The following is a 21949-nucleotide window of genomic DNA, read 5'->3' on the forward strand; positions in this document are numbered from 1 at the left end:
TAATACAAAGGGGGCATGGTATGAACCATGCCCCCTGTAAAGTTGTATTCTGATTGAGTCTACTCTGCTGCGGGAATCGGGTCGAAGAAGCGGGCTCCTTCGGGGGGCGACATGTTCGTGCTACCTCGCTCGATAAAGGCGACATCGCTCACATCTGTGTAGCGCATCTGCTCTCCAATGACTCCGTCCGACATCGCGTATGTGATGTGTCCACCTGCGATTTTTAGACCACCCACGTCCTGCAGGTTATCTAGAGAGATAAACTTTTCTACGGGGATACCGCCCTTGAAGACGAGCGGATTGGTGACGGTGTAATAGGTTCCTCGAACTAGTTTGGTTTCGGGATCGATGAGTAATACATAGTAATCATCCGGAGACTCGCCGGCACTTGAGTCATAGGTGAGTTTGACTTGGCTGTAGTCTTTGCCTTCAAAACGTTTTGTTTCCTCGAGCAGTTCAAAGGTGATCTGGTCGTCATCAAAAACAAAAGGAATGCCGAGGAAGTAGGTCGGTGTCAGCGTCCAGAACTGAACCGGAGGCATGAACGTGGCATCGGCCGGATATATCCAGTAACGGCCGTCTGCGGCTCGTCCAAAGGACGTGTCACTGTTAGGGACTGTGTGGACGGCAGCAAAACTCACAGGATCGACGATCTGGATGGAGTCGACAGTCGAGTCGCGATCTGTCATGTGATAGGTCCAGCGGAATTTGAACAGGCCGTTGTTACGCCACTTTTCAATACCACCGTGGGCATTGATCGATTCTAAGACGAGTTCTTTGCCTGGGCTGATTACTACGGCGGCTTCGTTATTGGAACTTGCGGGTTTGCAGGCGCCCAGTGCGAGCAGTGTGCTGAGGGCGGTGATCGTTGATAGTGTCTTTAGTTGTTTCATAGCTGAGATGGTTACGCAGTTCGTAGTTCGGAAATATTACGGACTGCACATGACGGTGGATGAAGTGCTTTTAGTTTGCGAATGGTTGGATTACTGCCCGTAGGTTCCGCGAATAGGATAGTTGTTTTCCTGGATCCAAATAACTGTATCTAGCACCTCTTTGAGGTCGGAGCGGTTGAATGGAGTGTTGGACTGATCAATCAATTGAATTTTTCCTTCAGTATTAATCGCGAACAGTGCGGGCTCTGGGAAAAGATGGTCGACTTCATCCGCGGAACGAGGTTCTGAAATCCAGAGACCGAGGCGTTGCATTTGTTCGAGACTCAGACCATAGGCAACCTCAAGGTCGAGCGCTTCAGCCAGAACCATGGCTTCTGCCTGCCCAGCGGAGTCAGCAGAGGCCACGATGATCTCCGCTTTTGCTTCGAGGAATTTAGCTTTGAAAGCACTTAGTTGCTTCAAATACTTGTGGCAGATCGGGCAGTGGAGGCCACGGTAGATGAAAACAAGTCGCCAGTTTTGCGAGTCGTCTGCTTTTCCGAGCGTGGCCTTGCCGCCTCCGACGAGTGAAAGTGTGATTTCTGGAAGGATCCCTCCTGAGTCTAGTTTTTGTGATGCCATCTGTTTTGGTTTTATTTGATAAATTGAATTTTAGTTCGGGACTTCTTCGAGGCCTAGCAACTTGCGTTTGCTTGCATCTTTAAGGTGTTTTTCGGACCAGTATTCGGAATTCATTAGTCGGTGTGTGAGTGTTGCATGGGTCACTCCGGCAGGTTCGTGCTCTTCCCAGCCACGAATAATGTGTGGGAATTTCGTATCGAAATGGATGACGAGTTTACGCCCTAGCTTGGGGTATTCGACCGTGTAGGAGGATTGCTTTTTGCCTTCTTTCAGCCTGGCCAATGCATCTTGTGGTTCGATGGGGATGAGCATCCATCGGGTGAGGATCGCTCCTGGGACGAGTTGTAGTTTGCCGACTGGTAGGCTCATGGGGTCGAGGCGTAGCCGAGTCCACAATTCATCTTCCAGCCAATAATCTCCCAGCGTAAAGTCCTGATCACCGTCTTTTTGGAAATAGGAGCGGAGCTCAATATCCCAGCCAGTCTGAGTTTTACCAATTTGTTGGAACACCTGTCCGCACCAGTCTTGGATGCTTGTGTTTGTTTTGAGCGCATGCGGGTAGCGTTCCATGTCGATTGGTTGAAAGGTGCTCGTCATCACTCGGTAGGTATAGATGCCAGTGTTGAACGCTCTTTGTGCGTTTAGCTTAAGTATGTCGGTGCTGGAGCCGGTCCCGAATTCGTGTTTAACATGCTGATCGACAAGAAAAGGCTCGGTGACAAATATGAGTTCTGCATGACCCGGGTGTGATTCGCCGTAGCGCATTTGTTTGAGCTCGTAGCGGTTGATTTCGGCACCAGAAAACCAAAACTCGCGCACCTGTGCATTCGCTTGATTGAGTGCAAAAAGAGAGAGTAGTGTGATTTGAAGTAAGCGCATGTTGGTCAGATTAAATAGAGGCTGAATTCATTTCAATTGTGCTGATTCTATTCAGCAATTTAGTGTTAGAGACGTTCAGAGGAGTATTATTCTTAAAAATGTTCAGATTCGTCCGTTTAGTATCTCTTTGATCGAATGCATCGTCGGCATGGGTAAGCCATCGCGCGCCTTGCATCTTAATCGGACCTCGCGCATTCGGGCCTTGGCTAAGGAGAGCTACTGCACAGATCGTGCCTCAAAGCTTGAATTCTCCTCCTGTGATATGAACAAATTTGGTTCTTATCTGTGCTTTGGCCTTTTGTATCTTTCTAGATATGGTTCACTTCACGGTATGAGCATTGAGCGACAAGAAACAAAGCAGCGTATGAGCCGTATCGTTATTCATAATGATACCGTCTATTTGTGTGGGCAAGTGTGTGCTGACGCCACCAAAGACATCTCTGAACAGACTGAGACCATGCTTGAGAAAGTGGATGCGCTGCTACTGCAAGCAGGCTCGGATCGTGAGCACATGCTCTCGGCAACCATCTACGTGCGAGATATGAAAGATTTCGGCGCTATGAATGCAGTCTGGGATGATTGGGTGCCTGAAGGTTGTGCGCCCGCACGCGCCTGTGTGGAAGCACGTATGGCACGTGCTGAACTGCTCGTTGAGATCTCAGTCATTGCCGCAGTCAAGCAGTGATCCTGGCAGTGTCGCTATCCTGATGCTCGCCTGCGGGCACCCGATTCTTTGGTCAGTCCATATTGACCTCTTTGCGACGCCAGACTGGCAGGCATTCACGTGACGGTAACGCCGCCGTTAACGCCGATCCCTCTCGCGTAGCGGTTGTAAAAAAAATCCGAGCCAAGGAAAGATAAAGCACTTGCCCAGAGTAACCGCAGTAGACTCGCTCGAATCCATATCCAGACGGAGCTGGTCAACCCCAGTTACGTCTCCAAAAAAAACGACAGCCTCTTAGACCGAACATCACTCAGGCGGGGTTGCCGGTCCGCTGGTGTTCAGGGTGCAGCATTCGTTGTAATTCGCCCTAGAGTGCCGGACGCTTCGTTATCCCCAGTGGTGCCTGATGCCAGATTCTATTCGTCGACTAATTTTGCATCTTTAGCACTTGATCGGGTGCTCGAAATACTTGCTCTGCGACTTCTTCCATTTGGCTGTAAGGTTCGCCAGTTGCAAAGCTGAGGTAGATGTAGTAGGTGATGACTATATAGAAACTGTTAATACTGCCTAGTAAGGTTGTGGTGACCCAGTCTGCTGTTTGGTTTGGGAGTTTAAGGATGGAATGCAGGAAAACGAAGAGACCGACATTCACTACTATAAAGCCGGCTAAATAAGCTTGCTGGAGTAAGAATATTTTTAACGTGGCTCCCTCCGTCACACGATTACAGAGGTTGATTGCTTTAAATGCTCCAACTCCTTCACCGATCACAATGACTTCTATAAAACTATAGCGTAGCGAAAGATAGAGCGTGAAGTAAGCAATCGCAGGGATGATGACTTTTCCATACATCGGTAAGATATGGCCGTATCGGCTGGTAAACCAGGTCATGATCAAGACCGGCACCAAAATGATGCACTGCGCTACGATTCGGCTCAAAAGAACGGATCCGCAGCGGGTTAGCGTGGTTCGAGCCACTTTCATAAAACTAGGGTGATGGCCGTTTGAAATTGCTAAGCAGGTGCTAATGCAGCATGCGATCCATATAGATGCTGGGATGTATAGGATGCTTAGCACCATACTATAGAATAGGGTGAGTGACATGTAGTTTTCCTCAAAACCACAGAGGCTAAATACGAACCAGATACAGGTGTCATAGAGTGGATTCGCCAGTCCACATTCAAAAAACACGAAGCTAAATGGCAGGACGAAAAAAAGAGAAAATACCGCCAGAAATGAAGCACTTTGTAGATATAGGCGGAAGCCTTGGACTAAAGTATAAAAGAAATATCCCACAGCGCTAAGTCAAACGGTCATAGGACGATTGCCAAGACAATGCGTGAGTTCAATTTGTTTTTTATACCTTACTGTTTAGTCTGAGCGATATCCCTAGGGCATGCGTCAGGTTCTCTATACGTGGCACTCGTGTGCGTAGTGACTTTAGTTTGACACTATTGTTTGATCAATAGCTAGGAGTGGAGTGGGGTGCTGTTTGCTTATTCGTGTGATTGATGGGCGTTTTCGTGTTCTAGGTTTGAACGATGTCGATGTCTACTTGCCACTTATTATGGAACTGTAAAAAATGCTATAAACGGGTTGTTGAATTGATAATATAGGTTTATTTCATACATAGTATACGTGGTTTCAGTTTAATGCTGAGGTTCCTTTACGACTCCCCCAAAAAAAAGTTCGATTGATGACATTCAAAGCCGCCTGCTCACTATTCGCTTTATTTGCCACTCAGTTTCTAAGTGCTGAGGTGATTGCTGATTACAGTGCAGATTTCAGCCTTAAGAAGCTCAAGCCAGGTTGGGCTTACCAGTGGAATCCTGAAAATGTGAATATCGACCAGCAAGACCAATACATAGATTTAGAGGTTGTTAAAAACTACTATGCTGTGGATGCCGACTATCCTCCTTCAAAGAAGCAAAACAAAGATGCCCCTCATCCAGATGGTAAGTGGCTCACTGCGAGGCGAAACTCGGTGTCTTGTGGTTATGGAACCATTGAATCTCAGGATCAACTAAATCACTACGTTATCCTCTCCTACACTGTGCAGCCTGGTGAAGCTGGCTCAGGGAGAATCATTAACAGTGAGGTTCTCCGAAAGAATGAGACTGGTAGCAATGAAATTAGGATCTATGTGAATGATCGGCTCATCGGGACAGATATTTTAAAGGGAGTGGGCAAGCAGGCATTTAATGTCGAACTTGGGCTGTTGGAAGTGAGCGACACCGTTTATTTGGCACTTGGTCCGAATGGTAAGAGAGCCGGCGCTGTGAATATTACCTTCCAAATTGATACCGAGTAGTTACGCCATATCGATTCAGATAGTGATGACTGCGATATAGGCATTCCTGCCTGTTGCGTGTGCTATAAGTGACTCACTCCGACGGGATAGAAATGAGTGTCTGTTTCACTATGCAAATATGCCTAGGTGAGGTTTTCACTTTTGATTGTAAGATTGAACAAAAAAAACGGGCGACTCGAATGAGTCGCCCGTTGTCGTTGGGTTGATTAGCTGCAGCCTAAACTCGTGCCGCAATTTAAGCAGCATGCGCAGGTGCCAGTGACTTTCACTTTACCTGATCCACATTCGGGGCAGGTGAGGTTGCCTTCTGATTGTGTGAGCAGTTCTAACTGTTGTTCGTCTAGTTTTGGGGCCTCCTTTTCAATCGTCGAGCTGCTTGGGTTTTGGTGTTCGAAGGCGTCGTCCATTTGGGCGAGGGGGCTCATCTTTTCTTTATAGCCTGGGATGAACTCCATGCCGAGTTCGCGGGCAACGTAGTCGATCACAGATTTCGCGAATGGGATGTGCGGATTCTTCGTCATACCCTCAGGCTCGAAGCGAACATGGCTGAACTTCTTAACGAGTGTTTCGAGAGGCACGCCGTATTGGAGGCAGAGCGAAACGAGCGTTCCGACGGTATCCATTAGGCCGTTAATTGTGGAGCCAGCTTTTGCCATTTGGATGAATACTTCCCCAGCTGTGCCGTCGTCAAATTTACCAACGGTGATGTAGCCTTCGGTGCCTCCCAGTGAGAATTTATGAGTAATGGATTGGCGCGTGTCGGGTAGCTTGCGGCGATACGGTTCGGTGACGACTTGCACCTCTGGCTTCTTCTCTTCGACAACGTCCTTTGTGGTCTTGATTGGAGCAGAGCGTTTGGATCCGTCGCGGTAAATGGCGATACCTTTAATGCCTTTCTTCCATGCGTGGATATAGACTTCACGTATTTCCTTAATAGTGGCCTCTTGTGGTATGTTGACCGTTTTGGAGATCGCACCAGATAGGAAGGGTTGCACGGCAGACATCATATCGATGTGTGAGGTGTAGTGCAGGTAGCGCTTGCCGTGTCCGGAGCGGAAGGCAGAGTCAAACACTTCCATGTGCTCGTCTTTGAGGCCGGACTTCAGTTCCTTGCCGTTGACTTTGATATTTTCGACGGTGCCATATTCTTTAACGTGGTTGCAGACTTGATCAATGCTGGCTTGGTTGTAGCCCATCGTTTCCATGGCGAGTGGGATCGATTTGATGGGGATGGTCATCATACCGCCGCCTGCGAGTGTCTTGTAGGCAACGAGGCCGATGGCTGGTTCGACACCAGTGGTGTCGCAGTCCATCAAGAAACCGATGGTGCCGGTTGGGGCGAGCACGGTGACTTGTGCGTTGCGGAAGCCGTAGCGCTTGCCGAGGTCGGACGCTTCCTTCCAGGCCTTGACTGCGAAGTCGACGAGTGGCTTGGGAGAGTTGTGGTCGAGTGATTCGGCGTGGCTCTTGTGGAGTGCGATGACGCCTTGCATAGAGGCGACGTTGTCTGCCTCTGGTGGATTCGGCACACCGTAGTGAGCGGCTTCGTGATACCCCGCGAAGGGGCCTTTGAGTGCCGCGAGTTCGGCAGATGTCTTGTAGGCGATGCCTGTCATCGCTGCAGTGATGGCTTTAGCGAGACCGAGGCCTGAGTCGGATGCATAGGCATAGCCGTAGGACATGAGCAGTGCGCCGAGATTGGCGTAGCCTAAGCCGAGTGTGCGGAACCAGTGGCTGTTGTAAGTAATGCCTTCGGTCGGATAGGAGGAGCGGTCGACGACGATCTCTTGCGCGATGATGAAGATCTTGGCGGCGGCTGCAAAGCGCTCGGCGTCGAGACCGTTCGGTGTGCGGAACTTCATCAAATTGAGTGATGCTAGGTTGCACGCGGAATTATCAAGGAAGAGATACTCGCTGCACGGGTTGGTGCAGTTTTGACGGCCTGAGCCTTTACAGGTATGCCATTTGTGGATGGTGTCGTCAAACTGCATGCCTGGGTCGCCACAGATGTGGGTGCCTTCGGCTATTTTATCGAGCAGGTAGGAGGAGTCCTTTTCCTCGCAGGGCTGACCGTCGGTGACGCGGCGAGTATAGAACTTATTGCCGTCGATCGCGGACTGCATGAATTCGTCGGAGGTGCGAATCGATAGGTTTTCGTTCTGGTATTTAATCGAGCCGTAAGCGTCGCCGTTGAAGGATGGATCGTAGCCTTGTTCGATGAGTGCCCATGCTTTGCGCTCTTCGACCTGTTTGGCTTCGATGAATTCTTCGATGTCGGGGTGCCAGTCTTTGAGCACGTTCATCTTTGCCGCTCGGCGAGTCTTGCCGCCACTCTTTACGACGCCGGCTACGGCATCGTAAACGGAGAGGAAGGAGAGCGGGCCAGAGGGCTTGCCGCCGCCAGAGAGTTTTTCACGAGTCGAGCGGATGCTGGAAAGGTCGGTGCCTGATCCAGAGCCGAATTTGAACAGCATCGCTTCGGCTTTGGCCAAATCCATGATCGAGTCCATGTCGTCGTCGACGTGTTGGATGAAGCAGGCGGAGCATTGTGGATACTCGTATTGGCTCTCGGCGCGCATGACGACGTCGTGTTCTTGATCCCAGTAGTAGTTGCCCTTGCCGGAGTCTTTGCCGACACCGTAGTTCTCGTAGAGGCCGAGGTTAAACCACACCGGAGAGTTGAATGCGCCGTATTGGTTGACAAGCAACCACTTGAGCTCTTCGTCAAATACTTGAGCCTGCTCCTTGTCTTTGAAATAGCCGTCTTTGAGTCCCCATTTTGTAATTGTGCCTGCGACGCGGTCGACGACCTGCTTGAAGGAGGATTCACGACCGTTGGTGAGCGGGTCGGTGCCGTTGTCGATATCGCCGTAGAAATATTTGGAGGATAAGATTTTGGCGGCAAGGTCGGAGAATGCGGCGGGCACCTCGATGTTATCCTGTTTGAAGATCGCTTTACCTTTATCGTCGGTAATTTCGGCAGTGCGGTAGCTCCACTCGATGTCATCATAGGGATGAACCGTGTCAGAAGAGAAGGTGCGCGGGATGTTTAGGGTGTGTTTGGGAGCCTTTGAGGCAGTAGAATCAGGTGTGTCGGTGTTTTTTTTCATTTGGTCGTCAGTTAGGAGTGATTACTATATGTAGTGTTAGTTGTTAGGGGTTCAACTAAACCTAGTATGTTGATGGCTCTTTTGGGGAAATTACGCACCCTCCAATTTTAATTTCTGAGCGCTTTTGAGGTGAGCTGATCTAGGGAATAAGACTGGCTTATCTTTTTATGGGTTGCGTGGCTTGATCGTTGCACGCTTGGCGCGTGAGTGTGTGCGGCGAATGGGGCGTCGTTGCGGACAGACAGGAGCGTCTGTGACACTTGAATTGAGAATAAATGGGATTTACAATTGAGATTCTTTGGTAAGTCGGTGACCTTGCTGCCGTGACTGATGCACTGACATTCGACTACCGCCGCGTGCGGACTGATTTTCCTATCCTCGCTACGGAAGTGCGCGGCAAGCCGTTGACTTATTTGGACAACGCCGCCACTTCGCAAAAACCGCTCGCTGTCATTGAAGCGCTGGACCGTTACTACCGTGCGGAGAATTCCAATATCCACCGTGGCGTTCATTATTTAAGTGAGCAGGCGACGGATGCCTACGAGGCGACACGCGCTAAGGCGGCTGCGTTTGTTGGGGCTGCGGATCAGGACGAGATCATTTTTACACGCGGCACAACCGAAGGTATCAATTTGATCGCACATGGGTTCACCGAATCGGTGCTGCAGGCTGGTGACGAAATTTTAATCACGCACTTGGAGCACCACGCTAACATTGTGCCATGGCAAATCGCCGCGCAGAAGACGGGTGCTATCTTAAAAGTGGTTCCGGTCGATGATCGTGGCGTGCTGGATATGGAGGCCTTTGAGGCGCTCCTATCGGAAAAGACGAAGCTTGTCTCGGTGGTGCATGTCTCCAATGCGCTCGGCACGATTAATCCAGTCAAAGAGATTATTGCGCAAGCGCATGCGCTCGGCGTGCCCGTGTTAGTGGATGGTGCGCAATCGACACCACACATGCCAGTGAGTGTGGCGGACCTGGGGTGCGACTTTTTCGTGCTATCAGGCCATAAGATCTGTGGACCCACTGGAATCGGTGTGCTGTGGGGCAAGCGTGAGTGGCTCGAAAAATTGCCGCCGTATCAGAGTGGTGGCGATATGATCGAGAAGGTCGATTTTGATGGCACTACCTACAAAGGTATCCCAGGTAAATTTGAAGCCGGCACGCCGCACATCGCAGGTGTGATTGGGCTGGGTGCGGCCTTTGATTATTTGACCGGCCTGGATCGTCAAGGTGCGTTGGCGCATGAGTTGGCATTGCTGGAGGCTGCGACTGAGCAGTTGTCTGCGATTGATGGTTTGCGGATCATCGGCACGGCTCCCGAGAAGGCTTCGGTGATTTCATTCCTGATCGACGACATTCATCCGCATGATATTGGCACCTTCCTCGATGCGGGGGGCGTTGCGATTCGAGCTGGGCACCATTGCACGCAGCCATTACTGAAGCGTTTTGGTGTGCCCGCGACGGCGCGTGCGTCGTTTGCATTCTATAATGACTTTGAAGATGTGGAGCGCTTGGTCGCTGCGTTGACTAAGATGAAGCAGTTTTTCTGCTAATATTTTTAGCCTATCAGCCATTAATAATTAGTCATCTAGCGAAGCGACCATGTCCGACGATCTGCACGACCTGTATCAAGACATCATTCTTGATCATAATAAGCGACCGAGGCACTATGGTGTCTTGGAAGGCTGCACGCACACGGCGGAGGGCTATAATCCGATCTGTGGTGACAAGCTGACTGTGTATTTGATCGTGAAGGATGAACGTATCGTCGCGCTTCAGTTTGAGGCGGCGTGCTGTGCGATTTGTAAATCATCGGCTTCGATGATGACTGAGGCCTTGTTGGGCAAAACCTTGGATGAAGCAGCAGTGATGGAGCAGCGCGTTGCTGAGTTACTATCAACTGACATTGAAGTGGATTTATCAGTCGATGGTGAGATCGCTGCGCTGGCTGGTGTGCGTAAGTTTCCTGCGCGTATTAAGTGCGCGACATTGCCGTGGCACACCTATCAGTCTGCGTTGAAGGGGTAGCGTCGTGCGACTCGTGCGACTCGCGCGACATTCGTGTGCGGGAGGGCTGGCCTTTGTGCCTCCATCAGTTGCTGATCAAATGGCTTATAATATACATGTGCCCAGTCTTGAGAAGTTGGAGTCATAGCAAGCATGGCTTTCCTATAGATACTTTCCTCTGGCTCGTTTGACAGGCCGATACTTTAGGGCAGCCTACAAACGATGATCCGGTGCGTTACTCCAGAAATACTCGACTCGCTTGAACCCGAGCATCCAGATGCGATCGGGAGTCGTCGTGATTTGCGTATCATTAATCGACTGATGGGGAACCGTTCTTGGCTGCTGCGGCAAGTGGCTCAATTAACCGACAGTCGTCGTTATTTGGAAATCGGAGCGGGGCAGGGGGCACTCGCGAAGGACTTGATTACACGACTGAGCCTGACTCGCTATACCGCACTCGATTTCGCACCGCAACCTGATGATTGGCCTGCGACTGCGCATTGGGTGCAGGGCGATCTTTTGAGTGCTGATTGTTTTCAGGATGCGGATGTTCTCATTGCGAGTCTGATTCTGCATCACTTTACGGATGATCAGTTGGGAGTGATCGGCAAACGAATCGAAGACTCTTCGGTTCAAACCATGCTCGTTTGCGAACCCTGCCGTCGTGGTCTTCACAAACTCCAATTGGCTGCGGGTCGACTGATTGGCTTTAACCATGTCACACTCCACGACGGAGCGGTGAGCATCGACGCTGGATTTCGTAGAGCAGAGTTACCCCAGCTATTAGGTCTCAATCCGAAGGCCTGGCAGCTGTCGATTGAGGAGAACTGGATGGGTGCGTATCGTATGTCCGCTAGCCGTATATGAAGTCGATCACACTAGTTGGTGCGGGGCTGGCTGGGTTGTCGCTTGGTAATACGCTGCAGCGTGCGGGTGTTCCTGTTATATTGCATGAAGCGCATACGCTTCCGCGCCATCGTGTCTGCGGTGAATTTATCTGCGGCAAAGGAGCCGCCTCGTTAGAACGTCAAGGTTTAGGAGCTGCGATTCAGGGGGCACTGGAGCATCGCAGTATCCAATGGTTCATGCAGGAGCGCCCGATCCTTGCGTCACAGTTACCAAGCCCTGCTTATGGTATTTCACGTTATACCACCGATCTGCGACTCGCGAAATCCTTCCGCAGATTGGGTGGTCAGTTGATCGAGCAGTCCCGATTCTCTTCGACCGCTGAAGAGGGGAAGGTGAACTGTAGTGGTCGTTCCACGACAAAGTCCGACTGGATTGGTTTGAAATTACATACGACCAATTTGGTGACTTCTGCGGATTTAGAACTCCATCTTGGGAATCAGGGATATATCGGTTTGAGTGGGATTGAGGACGGCCGCACAAATATCTGTGCGCTGTTTAAGCTGAGGCCTGAAATTCGGGCGCATAAGGAAATCGTGCTACTTCAGTATCTCCGTGCCTGTGGATTGATGACACTTGCAGATCGGATCGAAGCGAGTGCGATCGATCCCAGTAGTCATGTGGGCGTCGCAGGTATCAACTTTAGTCAGATTCCAGATGCATCGAGTTCCGGCCTGCATCTCGGCGACGCCTATAGCGTGATACCGCCCTTCACAGGAAATGGCATGTCCATAGCCATTGAATCCGCAGAGATTGCCTTCCCGTATTTGCATGATTACGCGAAGGGGGACATCGTATGGCAACAAGCGACTGACCAGATTCAGCAAGCCTGTCGCCGCCAATTTTACACGCGTCTCACCGTAGCCCGTGCACTTCATCCTTGGATCGAATCTCCCGCTCGGCAACAAATTTTGGCACGCTTGAGCGCAGCCAAAGTCTTGCCGTTTAAACTCCTGTATCATCTGACGCACTAGTCCACGAACTCACTATGTATCTTCAATCAATCGCACACGCGACACCTGACCTTGCAATCACTCAATCAGAGTCTTGGGACATCCTGCAGCAATCGGATGTGCTCACGCGTCTTTCCGATCGCTCGGCGACGTTGCTCGAAAAAATCTTGTTAGCCGACTCGGGGATCGCACAGCGGCATCTGGCCGTTGAGTCCGTCGAATCGCTGTTTACGTTAGATGCTGAGGCGCTCAATCACAATTTCGAAGCGCGTGCGCCCAAGCTTGCGGGGAGCGCCTTGTCGAAGGCACTTGCAAAGGTGGGACTCAAGGTGACAGAACTCGATGCGCTCCTGATTTGCACCTGCACTGGCTATCTCTGTCCTGGGCTCACTAGCTATGTGAGCGAGCAACTCGGCCTGCGCCCGAATGCGTATCTGCAAGACATTGTCGGTCTTGGCTGCGGTGCGGCGATTCCCACACTTCGATCTGCGGCTGGCTTGATTGCAGCCAACCCTCAGGCAAAGGTTGCGGTCGTCGCAGTCGAATTGTGTTCATCTGCATTTTTTCTCAATAATGACCCAGGTGTATTAATTAGTGCTTGTCTGTTTGGAGATGCTGCATCGGCTTCGATATGGAGTGGTGACACATCGACGACAGGGTATTGTATTCGAAATTTCGATACGGTGCATCGGCCTGAGCATCGAGAGCTGATACGATTTGTTAACTCCGGAGGGAAACTCTGCAATAAGCTACATCGTAGTGTGCCCGAGAAAGTGGCTGAATCTGTCCTGCATCTATACAAACAGAACTCAGTTTCAGCCCATACGCCTATAGTGAACCATACTGGTGGACGCGATGTGATTGATGCCTTGGAGCACGGCATCGGTGCGGAATTGACTCCGAGTCGTAGGACGCTGCGAGACTATGGAAACACCAGTAGCCCATCGGTGCTCATCACTCTCGAAGCAATACTAGAAGCATCCAGTCCGGATCGTTTGTGGCTGACCTCCTTCGGTGCTGGCTTCGCGGCACATAGTTGTGTGCTGGAGCGACGCTAGAGCTTAGCTCTTCTTCTCTTCGAGCGTCTCAGGGGAGTCTTCCGATTCCAGCGTGAAGCCGATTTTTACTCCCACTTGCCAGTGGTCGACTTTACCGTCGACGATATGTCCGCGAATCTCTCCGACTTCTAACCAGCGCATGTTGCGGATGCTCTCCGAAGCTTTAGTGACTGCATTTTGCGTCGCGTCTTCGATCGATTCTTTTGAAGATCCAACGAGTTCGATTTTTTTATATACGTGATTACTCATAGGCACGAACCTATGCCAAAAGCTTGTTTGAGTCTAATTGGAACTTAAGTTTTTCGGAGGACGCCGCGTTTGGAAGTTTGAATTGGACTAGGCTAGCAATGCAAAAAGCTCTTAGTGGGAGGGTTGGCCTCCGCGCCGACCGCCGAGCATAGGTGCTGATGTTGAGTGCTGATGCTCGGCACTTGGACACTGTAAGACGAGGCGGAGCTCGTCCCTCCCCAAATGTAAAGAAGCTCTTAGTGGGAGGGTTGGCCTCCGCGCCGACTGCCGAGCCTAGGTGCTGATGTTGTGTGCTGATGCTCGGCACTTGGACACTGTAAGACGAGGCGGAGCTCGTCCCTCCCCAAATGTAAAGAAGCTCTTAGTGGGAGGGTTGGCCTCCGCGCCGACTGCCGAGCCTAGGTGCTGATGTTGTGTGCTGATGCTCGGCACTTGGACACTGTAAGACGAGGCGGAGCTCGTCCCTCCCTAAAACTACCCTTTCAGATGTTCAGTCAAATCGGCGACGAAGTGGTCGAGGCTGGCTTGCTTGGATTCAAATCCGACAGGGAGGTTGAGCTCCTTTAATGTCTGGGTTGTCATCGGGCCGATGCTGCCGAAGGTTGGCTTTGTGGCTTCTGGCTCTAGTGTGAGTGCTGCGGCTTGATCGACGAAAGATTTTACCGTTGAAGAGCTGGTAAACAGCACCGCATCGGCACCTTCCTTGCGGAAGCGTTCAGCGGCAGGGTGTTGGCTCAGATCGGTCTTGCTGGTCTTGTAGAGTGGCAAGGTGTCGACGATTGCACCGCCTTCGGTTTCGAGGCGTTTGACGAGTGTCTCGCGGTTTTGGTTGCCGGTCACGACGAGCATTTGAATGCTCTCGATCCCTTCATTTTTGATGAAGGTGGTTGCGAGGGCGTCGCCATTTGCCTTTGCGGGAACCAAATCGACTTTGAGATTATGCTTCGCGATTTCACGCGCGGTGGCGGATCCGACTGCAGCGATACGCATTGGCCCAAGGCAGCGAATGTCGTCGAATGCTTTATAAAACATATCAAAGAACGACTTTACGCCATTTACACTGGTGAAAATGATCCACTCGTAAATGGCGATACCGGCGAATATTTCTGCCAGTTGCTGCTGGTTGACGTCGGGCTTGACTTCGATGAATGGCAATTCGATGACCTCGGCGCCGTTGCTTTCGAGCATGGCTGTGAGTTGGCCGGCTTGGTCGCGTGCGCGTGTCACAACGACGCGCTTGCCCATCAGCGGGCGGCCTTCGAACCATTCGGTCTTCGTGCGTTGTGCGACGACTTGGCCAATGATGATCATCGCAGGTGTGCCGAGTCCAGCCGCTTCGATATCGTCAATGATGCTATCAACGGTGCCGTAAACGGAGCGCTGGCGATTGAGCGTGGCCCATTGGATGACGCCGACCGGCATTTCACCCGACATGCCACCAGCTTTGAGTTCGCCCAAGATACGTGGCAGTTGGCCGAGGCTCATGTAGAGGCAGAGTGTGCCCTTGCCTTTGGCGTGTAGCTTAAAGTCGATGCTGATCGTGTGTTTCTCTGGGTTTTCATGTCCGGTGAGAAACGTGATCGAGGAACTATAATCGCGATGGGAGAGGGGGATGCCTGCGTAAGCGGCGGCTGCGAGTGCTGCGGTGACGCCTGGGACAATCTCGAAGGGGATTTTGTCAGCCTGTAGTTCTGCGAGTTCTTCACCGCCACGCCCGAACACAAAAGGGTCGCCGCCTTTGAGGCGCACGACTTGTAGGCCTTTGTGTGCCCGATCGACTAAGATCTCTTCGATCTCATCTTGGGGGATCGAGTGCATGCCTGAGCGCTTGCCGACATAGACCTTTTCTGAGTCGGGGCGTGCCCATTCCAACAGCTTTGGGTTGGCAAGGTAGTCGTAAACGATGACGTCTGCGGCTTCGATCAGTTCGCGTGCGCGCACAGTGACGAGACCTGGATCGCCAGGGCCTGCGCCGATGAGAGTGACTTTACCTGTTGTTTTTTGAGAAGACATGTTTTGAGAATTAAAAATTGAAAATTAGGAATTACGAGGGGACAGCCGGAGATGGCGTAGCAATTGAGGGCGATGCCATTCTAGTGATCGCGGTTCGCGCAAGCACGACCCCTACGAATTGAATTGAAGGTCGTTGAAGATGGATTCGAGAATTGGCTCGATGTCGTCGAGTGAGTCGAGCTCGAACTCGAAAGAGGTGTGTCCGGTTTCCGGATGAAAAATATAAAAGGTGCCGTCTGTATAGTGTGCGCCGACGGGTGTTTGGCAGCCGCCTCCGAGTTTACGTAGAAAGGCACGTTCGAGTTCGACGGCGAGTTTGGTCTGTTCGCAGAACAGGTGCTCGTATTTCGGCAGATCGGCTGCGCGGCATTGGATGGCGATCGCAGCTTGTCCTGGTGCGGGCACGACTTGCTCGATGGGGAGCTCGACGAATTCGAGTCCTTCGTGGGCGGTGATGTCGAGGCGATCAAGTCCTGCGGCAGCGAGTAGGGTGGCATCAGCTTCGCCTTCGGTGATTTTACGCAGGCGTGTGCCGACATTGCCGCGAATGGTGGTCCATTCAGCATTGTCGCGGATCAGCCCGAGTTGTGCGCGGCGGCGTGGGCTACTGGTAGCGATGGCCGTTGGCTCTGGGCAGTCGGAGCGGTGCACGAGCACATCGGTGGCACGTGCGCGTGGCATATAGCCGGCAACGTGTAGGTCTGCCTGAAACGCGGTTGGCATGTCTTTGGCGCTATGCACTGCTAGTTGAGCGCGGCCGTCGAGTAGGGCGTCTTCCAGTTCTTTAGTAAAGAGGCCGATGCCGCCACGTTTCTCGAGCGACCAACTGAGTCGCTCATCCACCTTGGTGGTGAGATGTAGTTCCTCGAAGTGATCTTCGGGGAGCTTCGCTTGTAGCCATGCGAGCACCATCTCGGTTTGCTTGAGTGCGAGTGGACTTTTGCGGGTGGCGATATGTATTGGTGTGGCCATGAACTGGTGAACATTGAACGCTCAACTCTGAACGTCGAATATAGATGATGTGAGTGTAACCAAAGAAAAAGCGGCCGACGGTATGAAACCGACGACCGCTTGAAATTTTAAAAGAAGCTATAAAGCTTAATTGTAGGCAGCTTGAGCGCCACCGATGTTGCGCTTCTTGACCCAAGGCATGAGCGAACGGAGGCGTTCGCCAGTTTCTTCGATCTGGTGCTTTTTGCCATCTTCGATGAACTTGTTGTATTTCGGGTAGCCTGCTTTGTATTCAGCAACCCATTCCTTGGTGAACTTACCAGTTTGGATGTCCTTGAGGATTTCGCGCATCGCTTCCTTGGAAGATTCATTGATGACGCGTGGGCCACTGATGTAGTCGCCCCATTCTGCAGTTTCAGAAACTGAGAAACGCATGCCAGAAATACCAGACTCAACCATAAGGTCGACGATGAGCTTCAACTCGTGCAAGCACTCGAAGTAAGCCATTTCTGGTTGGTAACCTGCTTCAACAAGAGTTTCGAAGCCAGCCATGACGAGTGCCGAAGCACCACCGCAAAGAACAGCTTGCTCGCCGAAGAGGTCAGTTTCGCACTCTTCCTTGAAAGTTGTTTCGATCACACCGGCACGTGCGCCACCTACACCAGCTGCCCATGCGAGCGCGATGCCGTGTGCTGCGTCGGAGGAACCTTCGAGAATGGCGATCAGTGCAGGAACACCCTTGCCTTCAACGAATTGGCTGCGAACAACGTGACCTGGGCCCTTAGGAGCTACCATGATGACGTCGACACCTTCAGGAGCCTTGATGAGGTCGAAGTGAATCGCGAGACCGTGTGTGAATGCAAGTGTCTTGCCTTTAGTGAGGTTAGGAGCGATGTCTTGCTCGTAAATCTCTGGCTGCTTCATGTCCGGCACTGCGATCATGATGACGTCTGCCTTTTGAACAGCTTCAGCAGTTTCGAATACTTCGAAACCTTGGCTCTTAGCGACATCCCAAGACTTGCTGCCGTTGTAGAGGCCGATGATAACATTCTGGCCGCTCTCTTTGAGATTTTGTGCGTGGGCGTGACCCTGTGAACCGTAGCCGATGATGGCTAGTGTTTTACCTTCGAGGACGCTCATATCGACGTCAGATTCGGTATAGACTTTTGCAGGCATATTTATCTTTGATTGTGGGAATACTTTTTCCCGGATTAAAAAAAGGATGGGCGGAATTATCCGCGTTTGAGAGCTAGGTTACCAGTGCGTGCCATCTCGACGATGCCATAGGGCTCGATAAGATTTAGGAAGGCTTGAACCTTATTAGCATTACCAGTCATTTCGATATTCACGGAGTCGGAAGCAACGTCGATAATCTTCGCACGGAAGATGTCGCAGACTTGCATGATTTCGGATCGTTGAGCTGCTGGTGCATTGACCTTCAGGATCACGAGCTCGCGCTCTGTTGCTTGACCGCTAGAGAATTCAGTCACTTCCAAGACGTTGATGAATTTATTCACCTGCTTGATGACTTGATCTAGCGCTTCGTCGTCGCCAATGATTGTGGCGGTGATACGTGAGAACCGATCGTCGATCATAGGTCCCACATTCAAAGTTTCGATATTAAAGCCGCGACCACTGAACATGCCAGCGATACGAGCGAGAACTCCGAACTTATTTTCAACGAGGATAGATATGATGTGGCGCATGATAAAGGAGCCTCGCGGCTCAAACTTGATAGGAAAATGGTAGACGGAGAGGGATTCGAACCCACGACCCCCTCGGTGTAAACGAGGTGCTCTAACCAACTGAGCTATCCGTCCTCAAGTTTGGAAAGTCGAGAAACATGGTGTGGATGAATGGTGAATCAAGCCTTATTTTGAGGTAATGTCACTTTTCTTTTCATTTTGTCTATAAAAGGTAAATTTTTTAAGAAGAGTTGCTTTCTCATGGTTAGTAAAATGGGATGCACGATTATGACCATAGCATCCGCAGAAGGGAGATCGATTTGTAGTTAGATGAAGCGGCGGGATCTGAGATTTTGGGTTAATTATTTCCTAGCATTCTTGAGTGTTGCTTTTGCCGCTCAAGTGGCAGTGGTGGTCGCAGATCCGCAGTTTGGCGATCACATTAATCAGATTGCGCCAGTCTTTGGTGTGGCGATGGGCATTGTCTGGGTCGGTGGCCTACGGTATGTGCCCGCCGTTTTCTTTGGCGCGTTGTTGCCTGCGGTCTTTACGGGACACCACTTATTGATGATGTTGAGTGTGCCGCTGGCGGTGCTCGCATCTGCAATTCTGAGCCAGCGGCTCTTACATCAACTACATGTCCATATTAATATGACGCGCATTCGAGATGCACTGATTATTATTTTTTGTGGCATTCTAATTAGCACGTGTTTCGGGGCGATCATCGAATCGGTGTTTCAATGCCACAGCCATGGTGGTATCAGCTGGGAGGAGTTCACTCCATTATACTTAACCAATTGGTTGGCGGCTGGGGTGGGCTCCATCATTATCATTCCCTTTATACTGGCGTGGGCTGATCGGGACGGTTTTTCGTTGAAAGGGGCGCAATTTCTAGAAGTTGGCGTCTGGCTACTGACTTTGGTTGGTTTTGGGATGGTGACATTTCTAAATTGGGCACCCACTGACGTGCTACTTTACCCGATGGAACTTGCGATCTTTCCGATCATGGCATGGTCGGCGATTCGTTTTGGTCTACGAGGTGCCTCGGCGGGAGTGCTGGTGCTTGCGATGACTGCGGTATGGGCACTCGTTCCTGTTTTTGCAGAAGAAGCCAGAATGACACAGAGTCCCGCGAATGTCTGGATATTTGTCGGCATCGTTTCGATTACTTCAATTTGCTTGGCTGCGGTCATGACTGAGTTGCGTCATCGAGAGTCTCAGATTGCAGAGAACGAGAGCCGCTTACGCGCATTTACCGGAGCGCTACCTGATATCGCTTTCGTGCTGTCCGAGACGGGGAAGATTGTCGATGTGTTTTCTGCGAACGCGACTGTTGAGGCGAACCACCGAATCTCTAATTCTCAGAGTGTGGTTGATCTGCCTTTGAACGCAGTGTTTGAACCAGCGATTTGTCAGTCGTTTTTTGATACGATTTCAGTGGCGTTGTCGACTGGTGAAGTTCAAAGCCTTGAGTATTCTCTGGAGTCGGTTAATGCTGATAAACATTGGTTCAATGCACGGGTGTCACCGATGTATTCGGAGGGAATGAGCGCAGCGGATCGAGTCGTATGGGTGGCGTATGATATTACCTCTCGAAAGAGTGCGGAGGCCGATCTGATGCAGCGCGATGTCGTGCTCAATGCCACTGCCTGTGCGAACCATACATTGCTGACTACGGTTCATTTTGGTGAGGCGATCGAACGAGCGATGCGCGAAATTGGTATGGCACTAGGTGTTGATCGTAGCGTGGTATTTGAAATTACTGGCCATCCGGCTGAGTCCTATCATACTTGTAATCCGCGATTTGAGTGGTTGAAGGATGATTCTTATAAAAGTATTTTGAATCACCCTTCATCGAAGAATACACCATTTGAGGACTTTTTTCCTGGTTGGCATGAGCAGTTGCTGGAGGGTGATATCATCTGCCTTGAAGGCGTAAATGATCATCGTTTGAACCCTACTTTAATGCGTGACCTGGAGAGTGCGTCCCTACTCGTTGTGCCAATGTGGCTGGAGGGTGAGCTCTACGGATGTTTAATAGTTGATTATTGTAAGCAAAAGCATCACTGGAATGAGTCAGAGATCAATGCAGTGCGCGTGCTGGCTTCGAGTATTTCTGGTTTGATCATCATGCGTGAACGCGAGGAGGAATTGCGCGTCGCGCGTGATCAGGCGAATTCTGCGAGTATGGCAAAAGGCGATTTTTTGGCGATGATGAGCCATGAAATTCGCACGCCGATGAATGCGATCATCGGCTATACGGATCTCATGCTTCAGACCGAGTTAGAAGAAATGCAGGCTGAGCATGCGGCTATTATTAAGCGTAGCGGCAAGGCGCTGTTGAATTTGATTAATAACATTCTCGACTATTCTAAAATCGAAGCACGCACGCTGGAGCTGGAATCGAATCAGTTCGATATCGAGCAAGTGATATGCGAAGCGCTTGGCTATGTGCTGCCGATGGCGAATGAAAAGGGGCTTCGCGTCGATTACGATATCGATCCAGACGTCGGAGAAGTTTACATCGGGGATGCACATCGTATTCGGCAGATATTGATCAATCTAGCGAGCAACGCGGTGAAGTTTACCGAAAATGGCTCGGTATTACTGAGCGTGTGTATGAATCAATGGAAGTCGAATGAAGTGGCTGACACGCTATGCTTCGAGGTTCAGGATACGGGGTGTGGTATCGCGCATGACAAATTTGATCGCTTGTTTAAACCATTCTCTCAAGTCGGAGTATCGACGGCTCGTGAATTTGGTGGCACGGGCTTGGGCTTAGTGATTTGCCAGCGCTTGGTGGAACGTATGGGTGGAGAAATATGGGCGGAAAGCACGCTCGGCGAAGGCTCAAGCTTTCAATTTATAATACCACTTTCGCGCCCAGAGCAATTACAAGCGAGCGCCACGGCTAATAGTCATATCGATACGGACAGTTCAGACGTGGATCGACTTCAGGATGATTTTGCACAAGAGCACCCATTGAGACTTTTAGTCTGTGAGGACGATGAGGATAATCGATGGGTGATGAAAGAGCTGCTCGAAATTCTTGGTTACCAAGCGCATGTTGCGCATGACGGGGATCAGGCCATCGAGATCATGCAACGGGGCATTTATGATGTCGTGCTAATGGATGTGCGCTTGCCAGGTCGGAGCGGCATCGAACTGACGGAGGCGATTCGCAACGGTGAGTTTGAAGAAAATGACGCAGAGCAGTATATCATCGCCGTGACTGCATTTGCGATGAATGAGGATCGCGAACGATGCCTCGCCGCTGGAATGAATGACTATTTGAGTAAGCCACTCGAAGTGGCTCGTTTAAAAGATGCGCTGTCTCGAGCGCATTCTGCTTTAATTTCGTAAGATCGTTCGATTGCCTTCAGGGGGGAGACTGCGCTTTGAGTGACGTATGAAACTATATTCAGGAGTTAGGCGGAGGTCTGCGGCACGACTGACCTTGCCAAGTCCGTAGATGGCGTAGCAAATAAGGAGTTAGTCGTGAGTCGCTTAGGCTCAAGAATACCGTTGCCAATTTGGCGAACTGCAACATCTACATAATCCTAGATTCAGGAGTTAGAAGTTAGGAGTCAGAAGTTAGTCTTTGATTATGAAGCCTTTGTAGATTCTCCTATAGCCGCCAATTTGGCG

Annotated in this window: 18 protein-coding genes and 1 tRNA gene; 8 read left to right on the forward strand and 11 right to left on the reverse strand. The window is 50.9% G+C overall.

Annotated features, from left to right (window positions below; translation table 11 throughout):
- Positions 1-59: 59 nt before the first annotated feature.
- The 3 genes from GZZ87_RS12265 to GZZ87_RS12275 all read right to left on the reverse strand — a co-directional run bounded on the left by GZZ87_RS12265 (position 60) and on the right by GZZ87_RS12275 (position 2393).
- On the reverse strand, positions 60-893 hold the full coding sequence (locus tag GZZ87_RS12265) for a hypothetical protein (protein WP_162025063.1): 834 nt from the start codon (positions 891-893) through the stop codon (positions 60-62).
- 90 nt (positions 894-983) lie between these two features.
- The gene (locus tag GZZ87_RS12270) at positions 984-1514 is read right to left on the reverse strand and encodes a peroxiredoxin-like family protein (RefSeq protein WP_162025062.1); all 531 of its coding nucleotides are present in this window, start codon (positions 1512-1514) and stop codon (positions 984-986) included.
- Between the two features lie 30 nt (positions 1515-1544).
- Positions 1545-2393 (reverse strand): septum formation inhibitor Maf, encoded by an 849-nt coding sequence (locus GZZ87_RS12275; RefSeq protein WP_162025061.1) that lies wholly within the window; start codon positions 2391-2393, stop codon positions 1545-1547.
- A 331-nt stretch (positions 2394-2724) separates the two neighbouring features.
- Between GZZ87_RS12275 and GZZ87_RS12280 the strand changes: the two genes are divergently transcribed.
- Positions 2725-3078 carry a RidA family protein gene (locus tag GZZ87_RS12280; RefSeq protein WP_162025060.1) on the forward strand — a complete coding sequence of 118 codons (354 nt, stop codon included), beginning with the start codon at positions 2725-2727 and terminating at the stop codon, positions 3076-3078.
- A gap of 406 nt (positions 3079-3484) precedes the next feature.
- Here GZZ87_RS12280 and GZZ87_RS12285 read toward each other — a convergent pair whose 3' ends face one another.
- Positions 3485-4159: a hypothetical protein gene (locus GZZ87_RS12285; protein ID WP_162025059.1), complete on the reverse strand. Its 675-nt coding sequence runs from the start codon at positions 4157-4159 to the stop codon at positions 3485-3487.
- Between the two features lie 592 nt (positions 4160-4751).
- On the opposite strand from GZZ87_RS12285, the gene GZZ87_RS12290 reads away from it, so the two are divergent.
- Positions 4752-5366 (forward strand): hypothetical protein, encoded by a 615-nt coding sequence (locus tag GZZ87_RS12290; protein WP_162025058.1) that lies wholly within the window; start codon positions 4752-4754, stop codon positions 5364-5366.
- Positions 5367-5572: 206 nt separating this feature from the next.
- On the opposite strand, the gene GZZ87_RS12295 is transcribed toward GZZ87_RS12290, so the two are convergent.
- Positions 5573-8476 (reverse strand): vitamin B12-dependent ribonucleotide reductase, encoded by a 2904-nt coding sequence (locus tag GZZ87_RS12295; RefSeq protein WP_162025057.1) that lies wholly within the window; start codon positions 8474-8476, stop codon positions 5573-5575.
- Positions 8477-8799: 323 nt separating this feature from the next.
- Here GZZ87_RS12295 and GZZ87_RS12300 point away from each other — a divergent pair, with 323 nt between their 5' ends.
- The 5 genes from GZZ87_RS12300 (at position 8800) to GZZ87_RS12320 (ending at position 13403) form a co-directional block, all read left to right on the forward strand.
- Positions 8800-10032, forward strand: a complete 1233-nt coding sequence (locus GZZ87_RS12300) for a cysteine desulfurase (RefSeq protein ID WP_162025056.1) — start codon at positions 8800-8802, stop codon at positions 10030-10032.
- 49 nt (positions 10033-10081) lie between these two features.
- The gene (gene sufU / locus GZZ87_RS12305; RefSeq protein WP_162025055.1) at positions 10082-10507 is read left to right on the forward strand and encodes a Fe-S cluster assembly sulfur transfer protein SufU; all 426 of its coding nucleotides are present in this window, start codon (positions 10082-10084) and stop codon (positions 10505-10507) included.
- Positions 10508-10708: 201 nt separating this feature from the next.
- The gene (locus tag GZZ87_RS12310) at positions 10709-11353 is read left to right on the forward strand and encodes a class I SAM-dependent methyltransferase (protein ID WP_162025054.1); all 645 of its coding nucleotides are present in this window, start codon (positions 10709-10711) and stop codon (positions 11351-11353) included.
- Complete coding sequence (locus tag GZZ87_RS12315; protein WP_162025053.1) at positions 11350-12366, forward strand: hypothetical protein; 1017 nt, start codon at positions 11350-11352, stop codon at positions 12364-12366. The genes GZZ87_RS12310 and GZZ87_RS12315 overlap by 4 nt, the downstream gene beginning before the upstream one ends.
- Positions 12367-12380: 14 nt before the next feature.
- The gene (locus tag GZZ87_RS12320) at positions 12381-13403 is read left to right on the forward strand and encodes a 3-oxoacyl-[acyl-carrier-protein] synthase III C-terminal domain-containing protein (RefSeq protein ID WP_162025052.1); all 1023 of its coding nucleotides are present in this window, start codon (positions 12381-12383) and stop codon (positions 13401-13403) included.
- Between the two features lie 3 nt (positions 13404-13406).
- Here the strand turns inward: GZZ87_RS12320 and GZZ87_RS12325 are convergent, their stop codons facing one another.
- From GZZ87_RS12325 to GZZ87_RS12350, 6 genes are all read right to left on the reverse strand, one after another.
- Positions 13407-13652: a dodecin gene (locus GZZ87_RS12325; RefSeq protein WP_162025051.1), complete on the reverse strand. Its 246-nt coding sequence runs from the start codon at positions 13650-13652 to the stop codon at positions 13407-13409.
- Between the two features lie 474 nt (positions 13653-14126).
- Entirely contained in the window at positions 14127-15665 is a 1539-nt protein-coding gene (gene cobA, locus GZZ87_RS12330) for a uroporphyrinogen-III C-methyltransferase (RefSeq protein WP_162025050.1), read from the reverse strand.
- A gap of 111 nt (positions 15666-15776) precedes the next feature.
- Positions 15777-16637, reverse strand: a complete 861-nt coding sequence (gene hemC, locus GZZ87_RS12335) for a hydroxymethylbilane synthase (protein ID WP_162025049.1) — start codon at positions 16635-16637, stop codon at positions 15777-15779.
- A gap of 126 nt (positions 16638-16763) precedes the next feature.
- A complete protein-coding gene (gene ilvC, locus GZZ87_RS12340; protein ID WP_162025048.1) occupies positions 16764-17792 on the reverse strand; it encodes a ketol-acid reductoisomerase in 1029 nt (342 codons plus the stop codon).
- 56 nt (positions 17793-17848) lie between these two features.
- On the reverse strand, positions 17849-18322 hold the full coding sequence (gene ilvN / locus GZZ87_RS12345) for an acetolactate synthase small subunit (RefSeq protein ID WP_162025047.1): 474 nt from the start codon (positions 18320-18322) through the stop codon (positions 17849-17851).
- A gap of 37 nt (positions 18323-18359) precedes the next feature.
- Positions 18360-18436 (reverse strand) — tRNA-Val (locus tag GZZ87_RS12350).
- 243 nt (positions 18437-18679) lie between these two features.
- Between GZZ87_RS12350 and GZZ87_RS12355 the strand changes: the two genes are divergently transcribed.
- Entirely contained in the window at positions 18680-21664 is a 2985-nt protein-coding gene (locus GZZ87_RS12355; protein ID WP_162025046.1) for an ATP-binding protein, read from the forward strand.
- The last annotated feature ends 285 nt before the right edge of the window (positions 21665-21949 follow it).

The sequence above is a fragment of the Lentimonas sp. CC4 genome (assembly GCF_902728235.1).
Classification (GTDB): domain Bacteria; phylum Verrucomicrobiota; class Verrucomicrobiia; order Opitutales; family Coraliomargaritaceae; genus Lentimonas.